This is a genomic window from Ottowia sp. VDI28, assembly GCF_049532675.1.
In the GTDB taxonomy this organism is placed as follows: Bacteria; Pseudomonadota; Gammaproteobacteria; order Burkholderiales; family Burkholderiaceae_C; genus Ottowia.
On record NZ_CP149820.1, the window covers coordinates 5,067,903 to 5,083,468 of the forward strand.

The window sequence follows — 15,566 nt, forward strand, 5'->3', positions numbered from 1 at the left end:
ATTCGACCATGCGAACACCACTGCAGTATCAGGTGCAGGACCCCTTGCCCGGCGTGGTCTATGCACCGCCAGGCGACCTGCGGCGCTATCTCGATGCCGGCCTGCTGACGCGCGAGACCATGCCCGAGGCCCTTCGTGCCTCCTTTGCGGCCCACGGCCCCCGTATCGCACTGGCCAGTGCCGAGGGTGAACTGACTTATGAACAGCTCGATGAAACCACCGACCGGCTCGCCGGTGCCTGGCTCGAGCTAGGCTTGCGCCCGCTGGACCGCGTGGTGTTCCAGATCGGCAACTGTCCCGAATTGGTGCTGGGTTTCATCGCCTGCCTGAAGGCAGGCCTGATCCCCGTCTGTACCCTGGCCGCGCACCGCGAGCAGGAGATCGGGTACCTGGGCGTCCACTCCGCGGCCCGCATGCACTTCGTGCAGGGCGACGACCCGAAGTTCAACGATGTCGCCTTCGCCGAACAGATGCGCGGTGAAATTCCCTCCATGAAATGGACGGTCCAGGCACGCGGCGCCCGGCTCGGCACGGCGCTGCATTTGCGCGAACAGTTGGAAACCATGCCGCTCGCCCGTGCGCGCGAATTGCTGGGCCAGGTACACATCGATCCCTTCCAGGTAGCGGTGTTCCAGCTCTCCGGCGGCACGACCGGCGTGCCCAAGATCATCCCGCGCTTCCACAACGAATACATCTACAACATGCGCGCGGTCGGGCAGTTCCTGGGGTATGGCCCGGACGATTGCCTGTTCATGCCGATGCCCATGATGCACAACCTGAACATGGGTTGCTGCTTCGGCCCCTTCCTGCTCAGCGGCGGCACGGTGGCCGTCTCTACCGCCATGACCGCCGACGCCTTGGGCCAGGTGTTCCGGCAGTACCGCCCAACCTGGACAGCCATCGCCGGTCCGATCCTGGAAAAGCTCAAACCCGCGATCCAATCCGGCCTGCTGCCGCTGGACCGCCTGCGCGGCGTGATCAGCGCCAACAATGCGCCTGCCCTGCGCGCGCTTCTGAAAGCGCCGGTGCATCACATCTTCGGCATGACCGAGGGCGTGATCATGCTGACCCGCGAAGACGATCCTCAGGTCGTGCAAGACACCATGGTCGGCCACCCGGTGTCGGGCATGGATCAGGTGAAGCTGTTCCAGATCGGTACCGAGGAGGAGATCACCGAGGAGGGTGTGATCGGCGAATGCGCCTTCGCGGGGCCCTACACGATCCACGGTTACTACGACGCCGCCGACAGGAACGCGCAGACATTCACGAGCCACGGGTTTTACCGTTCCGGCGATCTGATGCTCTTCCGCGATATCGGCGGCGTGCGTTACTGGCAGTTCTGCGGGCGCACGAAAGACGTGGTCGACCGCGCGGGCGAAAAGGTCAACTGCGAGGAAGTGGAACTACTGGTGTCACGCCATCCCGCCGTCACGAGCGCGGGCGTGGTCGGCATGCCGGACAAGGTCTATGGGGAGCGCATCTGCGCATTCATCACGCTGGCTGACCAGCATGCCGCGCCCACGGTGGCGGCCCTCGGCATCTTTCTCCAGGAGCAGGGGCTGGCCCGCTTCAAGTGGCCCGAGCGCATCGAGGTGCTGGCCGAGCTGCCGCTCACCAAATCCGGCAAGCTCAGCAAGCCTCTGCTCAAACAATTGATTACCGACAAGCTCGCCGCGGAAGCGGCCGGGCATTGAATGCAAAGGAGTTTTCCGATGACCACCCCGACCAACCCCACCATTCCTCTTTCCGGTGTTCACCATACGGCACGGCCCACCTGGAAACTGGCTGAAACGGTGCACTTCTACCGCGACCTCCTCGGCCTTCCCCTGGTGCACGCCATTTCTGCGCGCGGCTGGGGGCCGGAAGATCATGCCGACTTCCTGCACTTCTTTTTTGATAGCGGCAACGGCAGCACCATTGCCTTCTTCTATTACATCGGCACCACGCCACCGGATTTCGCGGCCGCACGAGACGACTACCGCTACCGCGCGACCCATACCGCCTGGCGGGTGGAGACCCGGGAGCAGTTGCTGGATTGCCGCGCCAAAGTGGAAGCTGCCGGCATCCCGATCACGCACCAGATTCGCCACGAGACGATCGAATCCATCTATTTCAACGATCCCAACGGCTATATGTTCGAGGTGACCTGGCAGGTGCGGCCGTTCGAGAAAACCGATCGCGATGACGCCGCGCGCACCTTGGCCGCCGCCATCGAACTCGAAAAGCAGCGGCCGGAATTCAAACAGATTGATCAAGTCTGGGCGCTGAAGGGTGCGGAACTCGAAACAGCCTTCGCAGCGGAGGAAGCATGATGCCCACCATCTTCGTTCTCGACGTTCCTGAGTTTCGCCCCTTCGTGGATCATGCTCTTTCCGTGGAAGGATGCAGCGTACAAGGCCCCCGGCTGGGCTACTGGCGCCTGGCGCGTGCCGGCTCGCTCGAATTCACACGCAAGGCGATGGGCCTGAAACCCGCGGTCTGGCACGGCGCGCTCACCGCCGGCATGGTCGGGCGGATTACGCACTTCGACAACGACCGGCTTGTGGTGGAGGAATCATGAAAGTCGCCATCGTGGGCGGAGGCCCTTCGGGCCTCTACCTGGCCATTCTCCTCAAGCGGCGCCAACCCGAATGGCCGATCACCGTGATCGAGCAGAACAGCGCCGGCTCCACCTTCGGCTTTGGCGTGGTGCTGGCCGATTCAGGCCTGAACCGGCTCCAGGAAGCAGATGCCCAGGTGCACGCCCAGTTGATCGAGCAGATGCACTTCAACGGCAGCCAAACCATCAAGGTGAAGGAAGAGCCGATCGTGCTGAAACACCCGGCCAAGGGCGGTGCGATCACCCGCCTGACCTTGCTGCGCGTGCTGCAGAAAGAAGCCGCCGAACTCGGCGTCGGCATCCGGTACGGTGAACGCATCGAATACCCCCGGCATCTGGACGCCCTGGGTTTGGGTGATGCCGATATCGTGGTGGGCGCTGACGGCGTGAACTCAGCCGTGCGTGCAGCCTTCGAGCCCGAGTTCGGCACCTCCCGCCAGTACCTCCGCAACCACTTTGCCTGGTTCGGCACCGCCCGCGCCTTCGACAACCCGGCGCTCGTGTTCCGCCAATGGCAAGGCGGCTCCTTCGTCGCCCATTACTACGCGTACACGGACCATGCCAGCACTTTCGTGGCCGAATGCGACCATGCAACCTGGGAACACCTGGGGATGGAGGCCATGTCCAATGAGGAGCGGCAGGCGCTCTTCGAGCGCGTCTTCGCACCAGAGCTGGCTGGCGACCGGCTGATTTCCAACAACTCGAACTGGCGTCAGTTCCCGGTCATCCAGAATGCCCGCTGGACAGCAGGCAAGCATGTCCTGATCGGGGATGCGCACACCAGTGCTCACTTTTCCATTGGATCCGGCACACGGATCGCCATGGAAGACGCCATCGCCCTGGCCGACGCGCTGACCGCGCCGGGAACCATGTCACCGCTGGAACGCCTGGAGGTCTTCGTGAACTCCCGTGGCCCTGAGAAAGCCAAGCTCCTCGGAGCATCGCGTAAATCGTACCTCTGGTATGAAGACATCGGAGAGTGGATGCAGCGCTACACCCCGTTGGAATTCGTGCACGCTTTCATGACTCGCACCGGGCGAGTCGATGAAGGCCGCCTGGCCTCCCAGTACCCAGAGTTCTTCGCTCATCTGGTTCAAGCTGGTGTGGTCAGCGCCGCCACCATGCAAGCGGCAAGGCAAGCAGCATGATGGGCGATTTCGAACGCGTGGTGTCACGCGAGCCGCTGGTCATCGAGCGGCGGGTGCGCTGGGCCGAATGTGACCCAGCAGGCGTGGTCTACACCGGCAAGTTCACGGAGTATCTGCTTTCGGCGATGGCTCATGTGCTGGATACGCTGGCCGGGGAGCAACGGTACTTCAAATGGGCCGAAGCGCTGGGTATCGACACGCCATGCAAAGGGCTGGAGATGGAATTTCACAGCGCCCTGTGGCCTGACGATGTCTTCCGCATGCATTGCTCCGTGGCGGCTATTCGGCAGAGCAGCTTCGACGTGCTTGTGCAAGCCTATGAAATTGGTACCGAGCGCCACATTTTCACGGGCCGCTTTTCACCCATCTGCATCAGCCGCCAGGTGCGAAAGCGCGTGGACATTCCACCCCAACTCCTGGAGGCGCTCAGGCGCCTGTGAACCCGAGAAGAGAACACGCCACCATGATCAAGAATTTCCGAATCGGGCAGATCGTTCCCAGCTCGAACACCACGATGGAGACCGAGATTCCGGCCATGCTGACGGCACGCCAGCAGATCCGGCCTGCCGACCGCTTCACCTTCCACTCCAGCCGCATGCGCATGAAGAAGGTGGTCAAGGAAGAACTCGCGGCCATGGATGCCGAATCCGACCGCTGCGCCATCGAACTCAGCGACGCGCGTGTCGATGTGCTGGGCTATGCCTGCCTGGTGGCCATCATGGCCATGGGGCCGGGCTATCACCGCGTGTCTCAGAAGCGCTTGCACGAACGCACCGAGGAAAACGGCGGCACGGCACCAGTCATTACCAGCGCGGGCGCCCTGGTCGATGCGCTCAAGATCATGAAAGCCAAGAAGATCGCCGTCGTCGCACCTTACATGAAACCGCTGACGGAACTGGTGGTGGACTATATCCGGCGAGAGGGCCACGAGGTGGTGGACTACCGCGCGCTGGAGATTCCCGACAATCTGGAGGTGGGCCGCCATGATCCGGCCCGGTTGCCGGAGATCGTGCGCTCGCTGAACTATGCGGATGCGGATGCGATCGTGCTTTCCGCCTGTGTGCAGATGCCCTCGCTGCCTGCCATTGCCAAGGTGGAGGCCATGACGGGCAAGCCGGTGGTGACCGCCTCGGTGGCCACCACCTACATGATGCTCAAGGCGCTGCAGCTGGAGCCCGTGGTTCCCGGTGCCGGCGCGCTTCTTTCCGGCGCTTACGGGACTTGAGGCGTCAGTACGTCCCCGGATACAAACCGCCGTCCGGCAGGATATTCTGGCCGGTGAGATAGCCCGCCTGCTTGCTGCACAGGAACGCGCAGATCGCGCCAAACTCCTCTGGCGTACCAAAGCGCTTGGCCGGCACCACCTTCTCCTGCATGGCACGGACCTCATCGAGAGACTTGCCTGTTTTGTCGGCGGTGCCCTTGAAGGTACTTGCCAGACGGTCGGTATCGAACTTGCCCGGCAGCAGATTGTTGATGGTCACGCCTTTCGAGGCCAATTGCGGATTGCGTGCCAGGCCAGCCACAAAACCCGTGAGACCGGAGCGTGCGCCGTTGGACAGGCCCAGGATGTCGATCGGGGCCTTCACGGCGCTGGAGGTGATGTTGACGACGCGGCCAAAGCCCCGCGCGGCCATGCCGTCCACCACGGACTTCATCAGCTCGATGGGGGTCAGCATGTTGGCATCCACGGCCTTGATCCACGCCTCACGGTCCCAGTCGCGGAAATCACCCGTCGGCGGGCCGCCTGCATTCGTGACCACGATGTCGTAGTCCTGACGGGCAGCGAACACGGCTGCACGGCCTTCCGGCGTGGTGATGTCAGCCGCCACGGAAATGATTTCAGGCTTGCCGCCCGCCGCGCCCGCCCTCAGCCTGGCGGCAGCGGCCTCAAGCGCCTCCTGGCCTCGCGCCACCATGACGACGTTGACACCTTCGCTTGCCAACGCCTGTGCGCAACCCAGGCCAAGCCCCTTGCTGGCACCGCACACCAGCGCCCATTTTCCCGCGATACCCAGATCCATGCGATTTCTCCTAAGAACGTGTTTGGAATTCAGAGCGCGTTCAACGCCGTGTACGGCTGAACATGTAGATGCCGACCATGACCAGCAGTGTGCCAGCGGCCAGCCAAGGCGTGAACGGCTCGCCCAGAAAGACGATGCCCATGCCAATGGTAGCCAATGGGCCGATCATGCCTACCTGCGAAGCCAGATCGGGCCCCAGGCGCTCGATGCCCATCATCATCAGCAGCACGGGCACGGCCGTACAGAGCGTGCCATTGAGCAAGGACAGCCAGAGGACCTCCGGCGCCACCAACGCCGCCGACAAAGGCCGCATCAGCAGAAACTGCGCTATACAGCATACACATGCCACCGCGGTCGCCAGACCTGCCAGGCGCAACGACCCCAGCCGCTTGACGAACTCTCCACTATAGAAAAGATAGACGGCGTAGGTGCAGGTGGAGAGCATCACCAGCAAGGCACCCCAAGCGGTCGCCGTGCCGGGAACCAGACGCAACTCCACCCCGAACACCAACAAAGCGCCGCTGTAGCTGACCATCGCGGCCACGACTTCGGCGCTGCTGATGCGCCGGCCTTTCAGAATCCAGCCGAGGGCCAGCACCATGGTGGGTGCCAGGTAAAGAATGAGACGTTCCAGGCTGGCTGTGATGTATTGCAGCCCCACGAAGTCGAGCATGCTGGAGAGGTAGTAGCCCGAAAACCCGAGCCCCAGCACACCGGCCCAGTCGCGGCGTGTCAGCGGGGTTTGCCTCGCCCGGCCCACCAGGTCATGACGATGAAAAATGGCAGCGCGAACACCATGCGGTACATGATCAGCGTGGCTGGATCCACGCCATAGCGGTAGGCCAGCTTCACAATGATCGCCTTGCCGGCGAAACCGATGGCACCAACGGCCGCCAGGAATATGCCAGCCGCCATGCTGCCGGCGGCATTCGATTCTTTCGTCATCTTCCAGTCAAAACCCTGCGGCAACCCCATCCCGCCGCGCATCGCTGGCAGCCACGTAGCCCTCGACGGTAGGATCACCCACACGCCAGATGAACTGGCCGGCACCGAAATCCTGGTAGGAATCGTTGATGAGCTCCGTACGGTGGCCGCGCTCCACCAAGCCCTGCACGGCAGCCGCGTTCATGGTGGATTCCGCATTGATCGACAGACCTTGATTGAAGCGCCACCGCGGGGCATCGCACGCGGTCTGCGGATTCTGGCCATAGTCGAGCATGCGCACCAGCGCCTGCACATGGCCTTGCGGCTGCATGTTGGCGCCCATGACGCCGAAGCTCATCACGGGTTGGCCGTCCTTGGTGAGAAACGCGGGAATGATGGTGTGGAATGGCCTCTTGCCCGGCTCCACCACATTCGGGCTATCGTCCTGGAGGCTGAAGCCCACCCCGCGGTTCTGCAGGCTGATGCCGTAGGCAGGCTCCACGCAGCCGGAGCCGAAGCCCATGTAGTTGCTCTGAATGAAGCTGACCATCATGCCGCTCTCATCGGCGGCCGTCAGATAGATGGTGCCGCCTTTGGCCGGATTGCCGGCGCCAAAATCCTGCGCTCGATTCATGTCGATCAGTTTGGCGCGGCTCTTCAAGTAGCCGGCATCGAGCATTTGCGCGGGAGTCACCGCCATTGAAGAGGGTTCTGCCACATAGCGGTAGACATCGGCAAACGCGAGCTTCATGGCCTCGATCTGCACATGCTGGGAATCCAAGCCATCCACCGGCAAGGCCGCCATGTCAAACTGCTCCAGAATGCCGAGCGCGATCAGCGCTGCCATGCCTTGTCCGCTGGGCGGAATCTCGTGCAGCGCGTAGCCACGATAGTTCTGCGAGATCGGTGTGACCCATTCTGGCTGGAAACCGGCAAAATCCGCGGCCGTCAGCGCGCCGCCATGGCGCGCTGACATGGCCACGATGGCCTGGGCAATCTCGCCTTGGTAGAACGCATCGCCGCCACTCTCGGCAATGGCCCGAAGCCCGCGCGCGGCGGCAGGAAACCGGAACAATTCGCCAACTTGGGGCGCGCGGCCCCACGGAAGGAAACATTCGGCAAACCCCGGCAACGATTGCAGCTCCGGCGTGGCGGCGGCCCATTTCTGCCGCACCACCACCGGCACCAGATAGCCGCGCTCGGCGATCTCGATGGCCGGTTGCATGAGATCGGCAAAGGGCAGCTTGCCAAAACGCCGCGAAAGCGCGGCCCACCCGGCCACCGCACCCGGCACAGTGACGCTGTCGAATCCGCGCTTCGGTGGCGTTGCGGCATCACTGCCATATTTTTTCCTGAAATAGGACTGGCTCCAGCCTTGCGGTGCCCTGCCCGCGGCATTCAAGCCGTGCAGTTGCTGGCCGTCCCAGAGAATGCAGAACGCATCGCTGCCCAGGCCATTGCTAACCGGTTCGCAGATCGTCATCACGGCTGCGCCGGCCACGGCTGCATCCACCGCATTGCCGCCCCGCTCCAGCATGCGAAGCCCCGCCTGGGCTGCCAGCGGATGCGAAGTGGCAACGACGTTGCGCGCGAACACAGGCAAGCGAGTGCTCGTGTAGCGATTGGTGTAATCGAATGTCATGACTGGAAGTCCTGTCTGCGATCCTGGCATGGTACCGGCAACTGGCCAACACTCGTGCGCGCTCGACTATCGCAGCCGGGGCGACTAGGGCGTGTTCACACTAAAGAGACAACTCAAAAAAAACGGCACCCGAAGGTGCCGTTTTCTCGCTGTGCAGCTTTTTCAATCCTCGACGAAGGCTTCTTCGCGCTTGGATTTCACCGATGGCAGCAGCACGATGATCAGCAGCAGCAGTGCCATTCCCAGCAACACGGCCGACAGTGGACGCGTGACCAGCACGCTCCAGTCGCCGCGGGAGAGCAGCAGCGCACGCCGGAGGTTCTCCTCCATCATGGGGCCCAGAATGAAGCCCAGCAGCAAAGGCGCGGGTTCCATGCCCAGCTTGATGAAAGCGTAGCCAATGATGCCGAACCAGCCCACCATCCAGACGTCGAATGTGTTGTTGTTGGTGGAGTACACACCGATGGCGCAGAACAGCACGATGGCAGGGAACAGCCAGCGGTAAGGCACTGTCAGCAGCTTGATCCACATACCGATCAGCGGCAGGTTCAAGATGATCAGCATGGCGTTGCCGATCCACATCGAAGCGATCAGGCCCCAAAACAGTTCAGGGTTGCTGGTCATCACCTGAGGGCCAGGCTGAATGTTGTGAATGGTCATCGCACCCACCATCAGCGCCATCACGGCGTTGGGCGGAATACCGAGCGTCAGCAGCGGAATGAACGAAGTCTGGGAGCCCGCGTTGTTGGCGGATTCCGGAGCGGCGACGCCACGGATGTTGCCTTTGCCGAACGGCACTTCACCAGGCTTGAGCTTGGTTTTCTTTTCCAGGGTGTAGGCTGCGAATGCGGACAGCAGTGCACCGCCGCCAGGCAGGATCCCCAGGGTAGAACCGATCAGGGTACCGCGCAGGATGGCTGGCGTCATGAACTTCCAGTCTTCCTTGGTCGGGTAGAGGTGCTCCACCTTGCCGGTGAATACTTCGCGGTGGTCGTCGGGCATCGACAAGTTGGCCACGATTTCGCCGTAGCCGAACACACCCATGGCAATCACGATGAAGTTGATGCCGTCGGTCAGTTCAGGAATATCGAACGAGTAGCGTGCAACACCGGAGTTCACGTCGGTGCCGACCAAACCCAGGAGCAGGCCCAGCACGATCATGCCGATGGCTTTGATCAGGGAGCCAGAGGCCAGCACCACAGCGCCGATCAGGCCCAGAACCATGAGCGAGAAGTATTCGGCCGGGCCAAACTTGAATGCCACTTCAGTCAGCGGGATCGCGAAAGCAGCCAGAATCAGCGTACCGAAGCAGCCTGCGATGAAGGAGCCGATACCTGCGGCGGCCAGCGCCGGCCCTGCTCGGCCCTTGCGCGCCATCTGGTAGCCGTCGATCACCGTCACCACGGAGGATGATTCACCCGGCAGGTTCACCAGAATAGCGGTGGTTGATCCGCCGTACTGTGCGCCGTAGTAGATACCGGCCAGCATGATCAGCGCCGCCACGGGTGGCAGCGCATAGGTGGCGGGCAGCAGCATGGCGATGGTGGCCACGGGGCCCACGCCAGGCAAAACGCCGATCAGCGTACCGAGAATACAGCCGATGAGGGCGTACAACAGGTTTTGCAGCGTGAATGCGACGCCAAAACCTAGCGACAAATGCTCAAAAAGTTCCATGTTTCTGGCCCCCTCAACCGCCGATGAAGCTCGGCCAAACCTGGAACTGAAGTTTCAAGCCCCATACGAACGCCACCCAGCTGCCGATAGCCAGGACGGTGGCAAGAATCAGGACCTCGCCCCACTTGAATTGGGAGCCCGCCATCGCCGCCACGATCGTGAGCGCATAGATGGCCGCGATCATGCCCATGGCTGGAATACCCAGACTCGGGATACCGCCCAGCAGTATGCCGAACAAGAGGTTGGCCAGGACGATGAAGATCAGCGGCTTCCAAGCCCATTTGCCGATACGGTCGCCATCGGGTGTTTCCACCACGAGCGCCTTGAAGGACACGATGACGCCGATGATGGTCAGCACAATGCCGAGCATCATCGGGAAGTATCCCGGTCCCATTCGGGCGCCATCACCGACGGTGTAGTTGGTAGCGCCAACGGCAAAGCCGATGCCAACCCCCATGTACACCAATCCGGCGAAAAAGTCTTTCTGACTCTTGATCTGCACGAATCATCTCCAATATGCAGTTATTCCAGCGGCGATTGTGACGAGCGGATACGCGCGTCTTCATGTGGATTTCACCTATTAGGCCCCCGGAATAACCCTAATCAAGCTACCCCCTGAGTCGCTGTCGCGCCTTCCCCCCTAAGGGGGACGCAGCCAGCGGCCTGGCGAAGCCAGCTCCGCGGCCTTTTGATCTTGCGCCCTCTCCCGCCTGCTGATGGGCTTATGCCAGCGGCGGAGTGGCGGAGATGACTTCCTGCAGGGTGGTCACGCCCTCGGCTACCCGCAGTGCGCCGGCCAGGCGCAGGGGGCGCATGCCGTCGCTGATGGCCTGTTTGCGTAACGAGGCCAGGCCTGTGTTGCTCTGGACCTGGGTCTTGAATTCTTCGGTGACCGCGAGCAGCTCATAGATGCCCATGCGGCCTCTGAAGCCGGTCATGCGGCAATCGACGCAGCCCACAGGCTTGTAGGGGCGGTAGCTGCCGTTGTTGATCTTCCAGGGCTTGATGGCTTCGGTCAGCATCTCGGCCGAGGCCTCTTCGTCGAGCACCCTGCATTGCTTGCACAGCAGGCGGATCAGTCGCTGGGCCAGCACCCCGAGTACGGTAGCGCTCAGCAAGTAGGGCGGCACGCCCAGCTCCATCAGGCGCGTGAGCGCGGAGGGCGCATCGTTGGTGTGCAGCGTGGTGAACACCAGATGTCCGGTAAGTGCCGCTTGCACAGCCATCTCGGCGGTTTCGAGGTCGCGGATCTCACCGATCATGATGATGTCCGGGTCCTGCCGCATGAGCGCGCGCACCCCTTCAGCGAATCCGAAGTTGAGTTGCGGCTGTACCTGTGTCTGGTTGAGGCGTGGATCTATGTTCTCGATCGGGTCCTCGATGGTGCTGACGTTCACCTCTTCTGTGGCCACCCGCCGCAGCGTGGAATACAGGGTGGTGGTCTTGCCCGAGCCCGTTGGGCCCGTCACCAGAATGATGCCGTGAGGCCGCTCCACCAGCGCCTGCCAGCGCGCCGCGTCGTGCGAGGTGAAGCCCAGCGCAGCCAGGTCTTTCACCGCCGTGTCAGGGTCGAAAATGCGCATCACGAGCTTCTCGCCGAAGGCCGTGGGCAAGGTCGACAAACGCATCTCGATCTCGTCTCCACGCGGGTTGCGCGTCTTGATGCGGCCATCCTGAGGGCGGCGCTTCTCAACCACGTCCATGCGTCCCAGGAGCTTGATGCGGGCGGTGATGGCGTTCATCACCCCGGGCGGCACCTGGTACACCGGGTGCAGCACGCCATCGATGCGAAAGCGGATCACGCCCTGCTCCCGCCGCGGCTCCAGGTGGATGTCACTGGCACGCTGATCGAAGGCATACTGCCAGAGCCAGTCGACGACCTGGATCACGCCCTGGTCGTTGGCGTCCAGCTGGTGGCCTGTCTTGCCCAACTCCACCAACTGCTCGAAGCTGGCAGTACCCGCCGCGCCTCCGCTCTTTTGCGCAGCCCGCACTGATTTGGCGAGAGCGAAAAATTCAGCGGTGTAGCGCTTGATGTCCACCGGGTTGGACACCACGCGGCGCACTGGGCGCTTGGCCTGGCGCTCCACCTCGGCCACCCAGTCATCAATGAAGGGCTCGCTGGTGGCCACCACCACTTCATTGGGTGCGATTTGCACTGGAAGCACCTTGTGGCGCTCCGCATAGACCGCACTCATGGTGTCTGCCACCTTGCCAGCATCCACCTTCAAAGGGTCTATGCGCAAATACTCCAGGCCGGCGCGCTGAGCGAGGTATTGCGTGAGTTGCTCCACTTCCATCGGCCGCCCATCGGCAGCGGCTTCCACCCCCACGGCGGCCAGGCGGACCAGCGCCGGTTGGGCACTTTCGGCTTGCGAACACCGTGCGATGGTGCGTGCGGCTTCGGATTCGGTGATGACGCCATCTTCGAGCATCCACTCCACTAGCTGGCGCCAACGGACTGGGCCGCGGTAGGGAAACTGGTTCATGAGAAGAAGCGTCCGGCGTGGGTGAAGACGTGTAAACGCCTCAGGGGGCCAAATCTATCCCGCCCGATGGTGACAGGGCAGATTTGAAACCCACCCCTACGGTGCGAGAGCCTTCGGGCGGTTGCGGAGCAAACCACGCGTGGTAGCCGCGGAGCTGGCTTTGCCAGGCCGCTGGCTGCGCCTCCCTCCCGAAGAGAGAGGGGCGCCCGGCGTAGGGGAAGGCGCGTAAGCGCCTCAGGGGGTTCATCATCTCTCTAGCGCCTTGAAAACCTTCAGCCATTTGCGTGCCGGCAATTGCCAGCGGGCTTCAATGGCTTCGGCCTTGGCGGCCAGCGCGTCCCGCTTGGGCCTTGTGGGTGTGCGCTGCGCCAGCACCACGGCATTGCCTTCGCGTGTCGGCTTGAACGCCCATACAGCCCGTGCACCGAAGGCTTCAACGATCTGTGCCAGGCTACGCTCGAAGCTGGCGGAGCGGCCGAACAGGTTCACGGTCATGCAGCCGTCTTCCGTCAGCAGACGCCGGCAGTCGGCATAGAACTCCGCGCTGTCGAGTATGGGCGCTGCCGCATCGTCGTCATAGAGATCGACGGCCAATGCGTCCACGGTGGAAAACCACTCGTCCTTCTGGATTTCATGCCCGGCGTCTGCAATCACCACGCGCATCCTCTCGCCTTCCGGAGGCAGCCGCAGCCAGGCCCTGCAGACATCCGCCACGCGCGGGTTGATCTCGACTGCGGTGCAAGTCATGCCGAGTTTCTTGTAGCAAAACTTGGTGATGGCCCCGGCCCCCAAACCCAGTTGCATGGCATGGCGCCCCTTGACCGACTCGGGCGGCACGAAGAGCAGCCAAGCCATCATGCGCTGCACATATTCCAGATCTATGTCATAGGGCGCTGCCACGCGCATCGAACCCTGCACCCACTCGGTGCCCAGGTGCAGATAGCGCACGCCGTCGAATTCGGAGAGATTGACCTCGCTGGAGGCCGCTGCTTGGTTGGATTTCACAACAAGTATTATGGTCCCCGCTGGATTGGCCCCCCTGAGGCGCTTATGCGCCTTCCCCCAGGGACGCCACCAGCGGCCGGGCCAAGCCCGCTCCGCGGCGGCCTTGTGTGGCTTGCTCCGCAGCCGTCTGACACTTGAAGTCATCTGCAAGCGGACTGAGGTGCTCAGAAGGCACTCACCATCTCAGCATGCACTGGTGAGTTTTTTCTGCCACATCATCGCATCGCCCCAAGCGGAGTCCAACGTATAAGGGGCGAACCCCTCCTTCTCATACAACCGCCGTGCCGGCGCATTGCCCGCCAGCACTTCCAAGGTCAGCTTGCATGCTCCGCGGCGAATGGCTTCACGCTCGACGCATTCGAACATGGCCTTGCCCACCCCTTGTCCTCGCCAGTTCGCCAGCACCACCACGTCATGGACATTGATCAGTGGCCGCGCCGCGAAAGTGGAGAAGCCTTCCACGCAATTGATCAGGCCCACTGCCTGCCGCACGTCACCCTCACCAGCCCATGCCAGCACCGAAAAAATTTGCGGCCGAGCGGCCATTTCAGCTAGGAGCCGGGCCTTCACCTCAGGGGCCAGAGGCTGACCGCCGCCCGAGGGTTCGCTGGCATAGCCATCAAGCAGCGTGACAACAGCTTGCACATCCTGCGGGTCCTGATAGTGAGCCAAGGCCACGTTCAGCATGCAGATTCACCCGCCTTGAACAGCAGCGACCAACCGCTCCGCGCAAGTCTGCGCCTGCGCGGGGTCCTGGGCCTCCACCATCACGCGCAGCAGCGGTTCGGTACCGCTGGGGCGGATCAGCACGCGGCCGCCATCGCCCAGCTCTGCCTCGACCGCGCGCGTCTCGGCGGCCAGGCGCTGGTTGTTTTTCCAGTCCTGCCCCTCTTGCAAGCGCACGTTGATGAGCACCTGCGGAAACAGCACCACGCCGGCCAACAGCTCGGCCACCGTCTTGCCGCTTTCGGCGCAAGCTTGCAGCACTTGCAACGCCGAAACCAAGCCATCTCCGGTGGTGTGCTTGTCCAGCACCAGCAAGTGGCCCGAACCCTCGCCGCCCAGCGTCCATCCACGGCGCAGAAGCTCCTCGAGCACGTAGCGGTCACCCACCTTGGTCCGCACGAATTCAAGGCCCAGCTTTTTAAGTGCCACCTCCACCGCCTTGTTGGTCATCAACGTACCAGCCACGCCGGCCAATTGCGGGCTGCGCGCCGAGCCGCGCAGGGCGGTATCGCGCGCCAGCCGGTCAGCGGCCAGCAGGTACAGCAGCTCGTCGCCGTTGTACAAGCGGCCTGAAGCATCGACCATCTGGAGGCGGTCGGCATCGCCGTCGAGGGCAATGCCGTAGTCGGCCTTATGCTCCGCCACGGCACGCACCAGGGCATCGGTGTGCGTGGCCCCGACTCCATCGTTGATGTTCAACCCGTCAGGCGTACAGCCAATGGCAATCACATCGGCGCCCAGCTCGTGGAACACCTTGGGTGCGATCTGATACGCCGCACCATGCGCACCGTCCACCACGATCTTCATGCCGCGCAGTGTCAGGTCGTTGCTGAAGGTGCTTTTGCAGAATTCGATGTAGCGCCCATCGGCATCGGCCAGCCTGCGCGCACGGCCCAGGTTGGCCGAATCCACCCACTGGGCAGGTTCGTTCAGAATGGCCTCGACCTCTTCTTCCCATTGGTCGGGCAGCTTGGTGCCGCCCGCGCTGAAGAATTTGATGCCATTGTCCGGATAGGCGTTGTGGCTGGCGCTGATGACCGCCCCCAGGCTGGCCCGTTGGGCGCGAGTCAGGTAGGCCACCGCAGGCGTGGGCACAGGGCCGAGCAACACTACGTCGGCCCCAGCTGAATTAAGACCTGATTCGAGCGCGCTCTCCAGCATGTAGCCGGAAATGCGAGTGTCCTTGCCGATCAAGACGGTCGGATGACGTTCGTGGCGCCTGAGGACCCGCCCAACGGCGTGACCCAATCTCAGCACGAAATCCGGCGTGATGGGATCACACCCCACGGTGCCACGAATGCCATCAGTCCCAAAATATTTTCGGCTCATTTTTTT

Annotated in this window: 14 protein-coding genes and 1 pseudogene; 6 read left to right on the top strand and 9 right to left on the bottom strand. The window is 62.7% G+C overall.

Going from position 1 to position 15,566, the window contains the following annotated elements; all coding sequences use genetic code 11:
* Window positions 1–8: 8 nt before the first annotated feature.
* The 6 genes from WJU18_RS24160 to WJU18_RS24185 are packed head-to-tail and all read left to right on the top strand — an operon-like array spanning window position 9 to window position 4,972.
* Window positions 9–1,694, top strand: coding sequence for an AMP-binding protein (locus tag WJU18_RS24160; protein WP_423456215.1), 1,686 nt, complete (start codon window positions 9–11; stop codon window positions 1,692–1,694).
* Window positions 1,695–1,712: 18 nt separating this feature from the next.
* Window positions 1,713–2,312 carry a VOC family protein gene (locus WJU18_RS24165; protein ID WP_423456217.1) on the top strand — a complete coding sequence of 200 codons (600 nt, stop codon included), beginning with the start codon at window positions 1,713–1,715 and terminating at the stop codon, window positions 2,310–2,312.
* A complete protein-coding gene (locus tag WJU18_RS24170; RefSeq protein ID WP_423456218.1) occupies window positions 2,309–2,560 on the top strand; it encodes a hypothetical protein in 252 nt (83 codons plus the stop codon). The genes WJU18_RS24165 and WJU18_RS24170 overlap by 4 nt, the downstream gene beginning before the upstream one ends.
* The gene (locus tag WJU18_RS24175; RefSeq protein WP_423456220.1) at window positions 2,557–3,747 is read left to right on the top strand and encodes an FAD-dependent monooxygenase; all 1,191 of its coding nucleotides are present in this window, start codon (window positions 2,557–2,559) and stop codon (window positions 3,745–3,747) included. Before WJU18_RS24170 ends, WJU18_RS24175 begins: the two co-directional genes overlap by 4 nt.
* Window positions 3,744–4,187, top strand: coding sequence for an acyl-CoA thioesterase (locus WJU18_RS24180; RefSeq protein ID WP_423456222.1), 444 nt, complete (start codon window positions 3,744–3,746; stop codon window positions 4,185–4,187). Before WJU18_RS24175 ends, WJU18_RS24180 begins: the two co-directional genes overlap by 4 nt.
* 23 nt (window positions 4,188–4,210) lie before the next feature.
* The gene (locus WJU18_RS24185; RefSeq protein WP_423456224.1) at window positions 4,211–4,972 is read left to right on the top strand and encodes a maleate cis-trans isomerase family protein; all 762 of its coding nucleotides are present in this window, start codon (window positions 4,211–4,213) and stop codon (window positions 4,970–4,972) included.
* A 4-nt stretch (window positions 4,973–4,976) separates the two neighbouring features.
* On the opposite strand, the gene WJU18_RS24190 is transcribed toward WJU18_RS24185, so the two are convergent.
* The 9 genes and pseudogenes from WJU18_RS24190 to glmM form a co-directional block, all read right to left on the bottom strand.
* The gene (locus tag WJU18_RS24190; protein WP_423456225.1) at window positions 4,977–5,771 is read right to left on the bottom strand and encodes an SDR family oxidoreductase; all 795 of its coding nucleotides are present in this window, start codon (window positions 5,769–5,771) and stop codon (window positions 4,977–4,979) included.
* A gap of 40 nt (window positions 5,772–5,811) precedes the next feature.
* A pseudogene (locus tag WJU18_RS24195) lies at window positions 5,812–6,716 on the bottom strand (DMT family transporter).
* A gap of 7 nt (window positions 6,717–6,723) precedes the next feature.
* Window positions 6,724–8,337, bottom strand: a complete 1,614-nt coding sequence (locus tag WJU18_RS24200) for a gamma-glutamyltransferase family protein (protein WP_423456227.1) — start codon at window positions 8,335–8,337, stop codon at window positions 6,724–6,726.
* Window positions 8,338–8,499: 162 nt separating this feature from the next.
* On the bottom strand, window positions 8,500–10,011 hold the full coding sequence (locus WJU18_RS24205) for a tripartite tricarboxylate transporter permease (RefSeq protein WP_423456229.1): 1,512 nt from the start codon (window positions 10,009–10,011) through the stop codon (window positions 8,500–8,502).
* A gap of 13 nt (window positions 10,012–10,024) precedes the next feature.
* Complete coding sequence (locus WJU18_RS24210; RefSeq protein ID WP_423456231.1) at window positions 10,025–10,513, bottom strand: tripartite tricarboxylate transporter TctB family protein; 489 nt, start codon at window positions 10,511–10,513, stop codon at window positions 10,025–10,027.
* A gap of 220 nt (window positions 10,514–10,733) precedes the next feature.
* Window positions 10,734–12,500, bottom strand: coding sequence for a GspE/PulE family protein (locus WJU18_RS24215; protein ID WP_423456233.1), 1,767 nt, complete (start codon window positions 12,498–12,500; stop codon window positions 10,734–10,736).
* A 246-nt stretch (window positions 12,501–12,746) separates the two neighbouring features.
* Window positions 12,747–13,505 carry a spermidine synthase gene (locus WJU18_RS24220; RefSeq protein ID WP_423456235.1) on the bottom strand — a complete coding sequence of 253 codons (759 nt, stop codon included), beginning with the start codon at window positions 13,503–13,505 and terminating at the stop codon, window positions 12,747–12,749.
* Between the two features lie 183 nt (window positions 13,506–13,688).
* A complete protein-coding gene (locus WJU18_RS24225) occupies window positions 13,689–14,192 on the bottom strand; it encodes a GNAT family N-acetyltransferase (protein WP_423456237.1) in 504 nt (167 codons plus the stop codon).
* Window positions 14,193–14,198: 6 nt separating this feature from the next.
* On the bottom strand, window positions 14,199–15,560 hold the full coding sequence (glmM, locus tag WJU18_RS24230; protein ID WP_423456239.1) for a phosphoglucosamine mutase: 1,362 nt from the start codon (window positions 15,558–15,560) through the stop codon (window positions 14,199–14,201).
* Window positions 15,561–15,566 lie beyond the last annotated feature (6 nt).

Excerpts from the sequence above, each read along its gene's own strand:
- WJU18_RS24160 (WP_423456215.1), top strand. The coding sequence starts at position 9 with ATGCGAACACCACTGCAGTATCAGGTGCAGGACCCCTTGCCCGGCGTG.
- WJU18_RS24165 (WP_423456217.1), top strand. The coding sequence starts at position 1,713 with ATGACCACCCCGACCAACCCCACCATTCCTCTTTCCGGTGTTCACCAT.
- WJU18_RS24170 (WP_423456218.1), top strand. The coding sequence starts at position 2,309 with ATGATGCCCACCATCTTCGTTCTCGACGTTCCTGAGTTTCGCCCCTTC.
- WJU18_RS24175 (WP_423456220.1), top strand. The coding sequence starts at position 2,557 with ATGAAAGTCGCCATCGTGGGCGGAGGCCCTTCGGGCCTCTACCTGGCC.
- WJU18_RS24180 (WP_423456222.1), top strand. The coding sequence starts at position 3,744 with ATGATGGGCGATTTCGAACGCGTGGTGTCACGCGAGCCGCTGGTCATC.
- WJU18_RS24185 (WP_423456224.1), top strand. The coding sequence starts at position 4,211 with ATGATCAAGAATTTCCGAATCGGGCAGATCGTTCCCAGCTCGAACACC.
- WJU18_RS24190 (WP_423456225.1), bottom strand. The coding sequence starts at position 5,771 with ATGGATCTGGGTATCGCGGGAAAATGGGCGCTGGTGTGCGGTGCCAGC.
- WJU18_RS24200 (WP_423456227.1), bottom strand. The coding sequence starts at position 8,337 with ATGACATTCGATTACACCAATCGCTACACGAGCACTCGCTTGCCTGTG.
- WJU18_RS24205 (WP_423456229.1), bottom strand. The coding sequence starts at position 10,011 with ATGGAACTTTTTGAGCATTTGTCGCTAGGTTTTGGCGTCGCATTCACG.
- WJU18_RS24215 (WP_423456233.1), bottom strand. The coding sequence starts at position 12,500 with ATGAACCAGTTTCCCTACCGCGGCCCAGTCCGTTGGCGCCAGCTAGTG.
- WJU18_RS24225 (WP_423456237.1), bottom strand. The coding sequence starts at position 14,192 with ATGCTGAACGTGGCCTTGGCTCACTATCAGGACCCGCAGGATGTGCAA.
- glmM (WP_423456239.1), bottom strand. The coding sequence starts at position 15,560 with ATGAGCCGAAAATATTTTGGGACTGATGGCATTCGTGGCACCGTGGGG.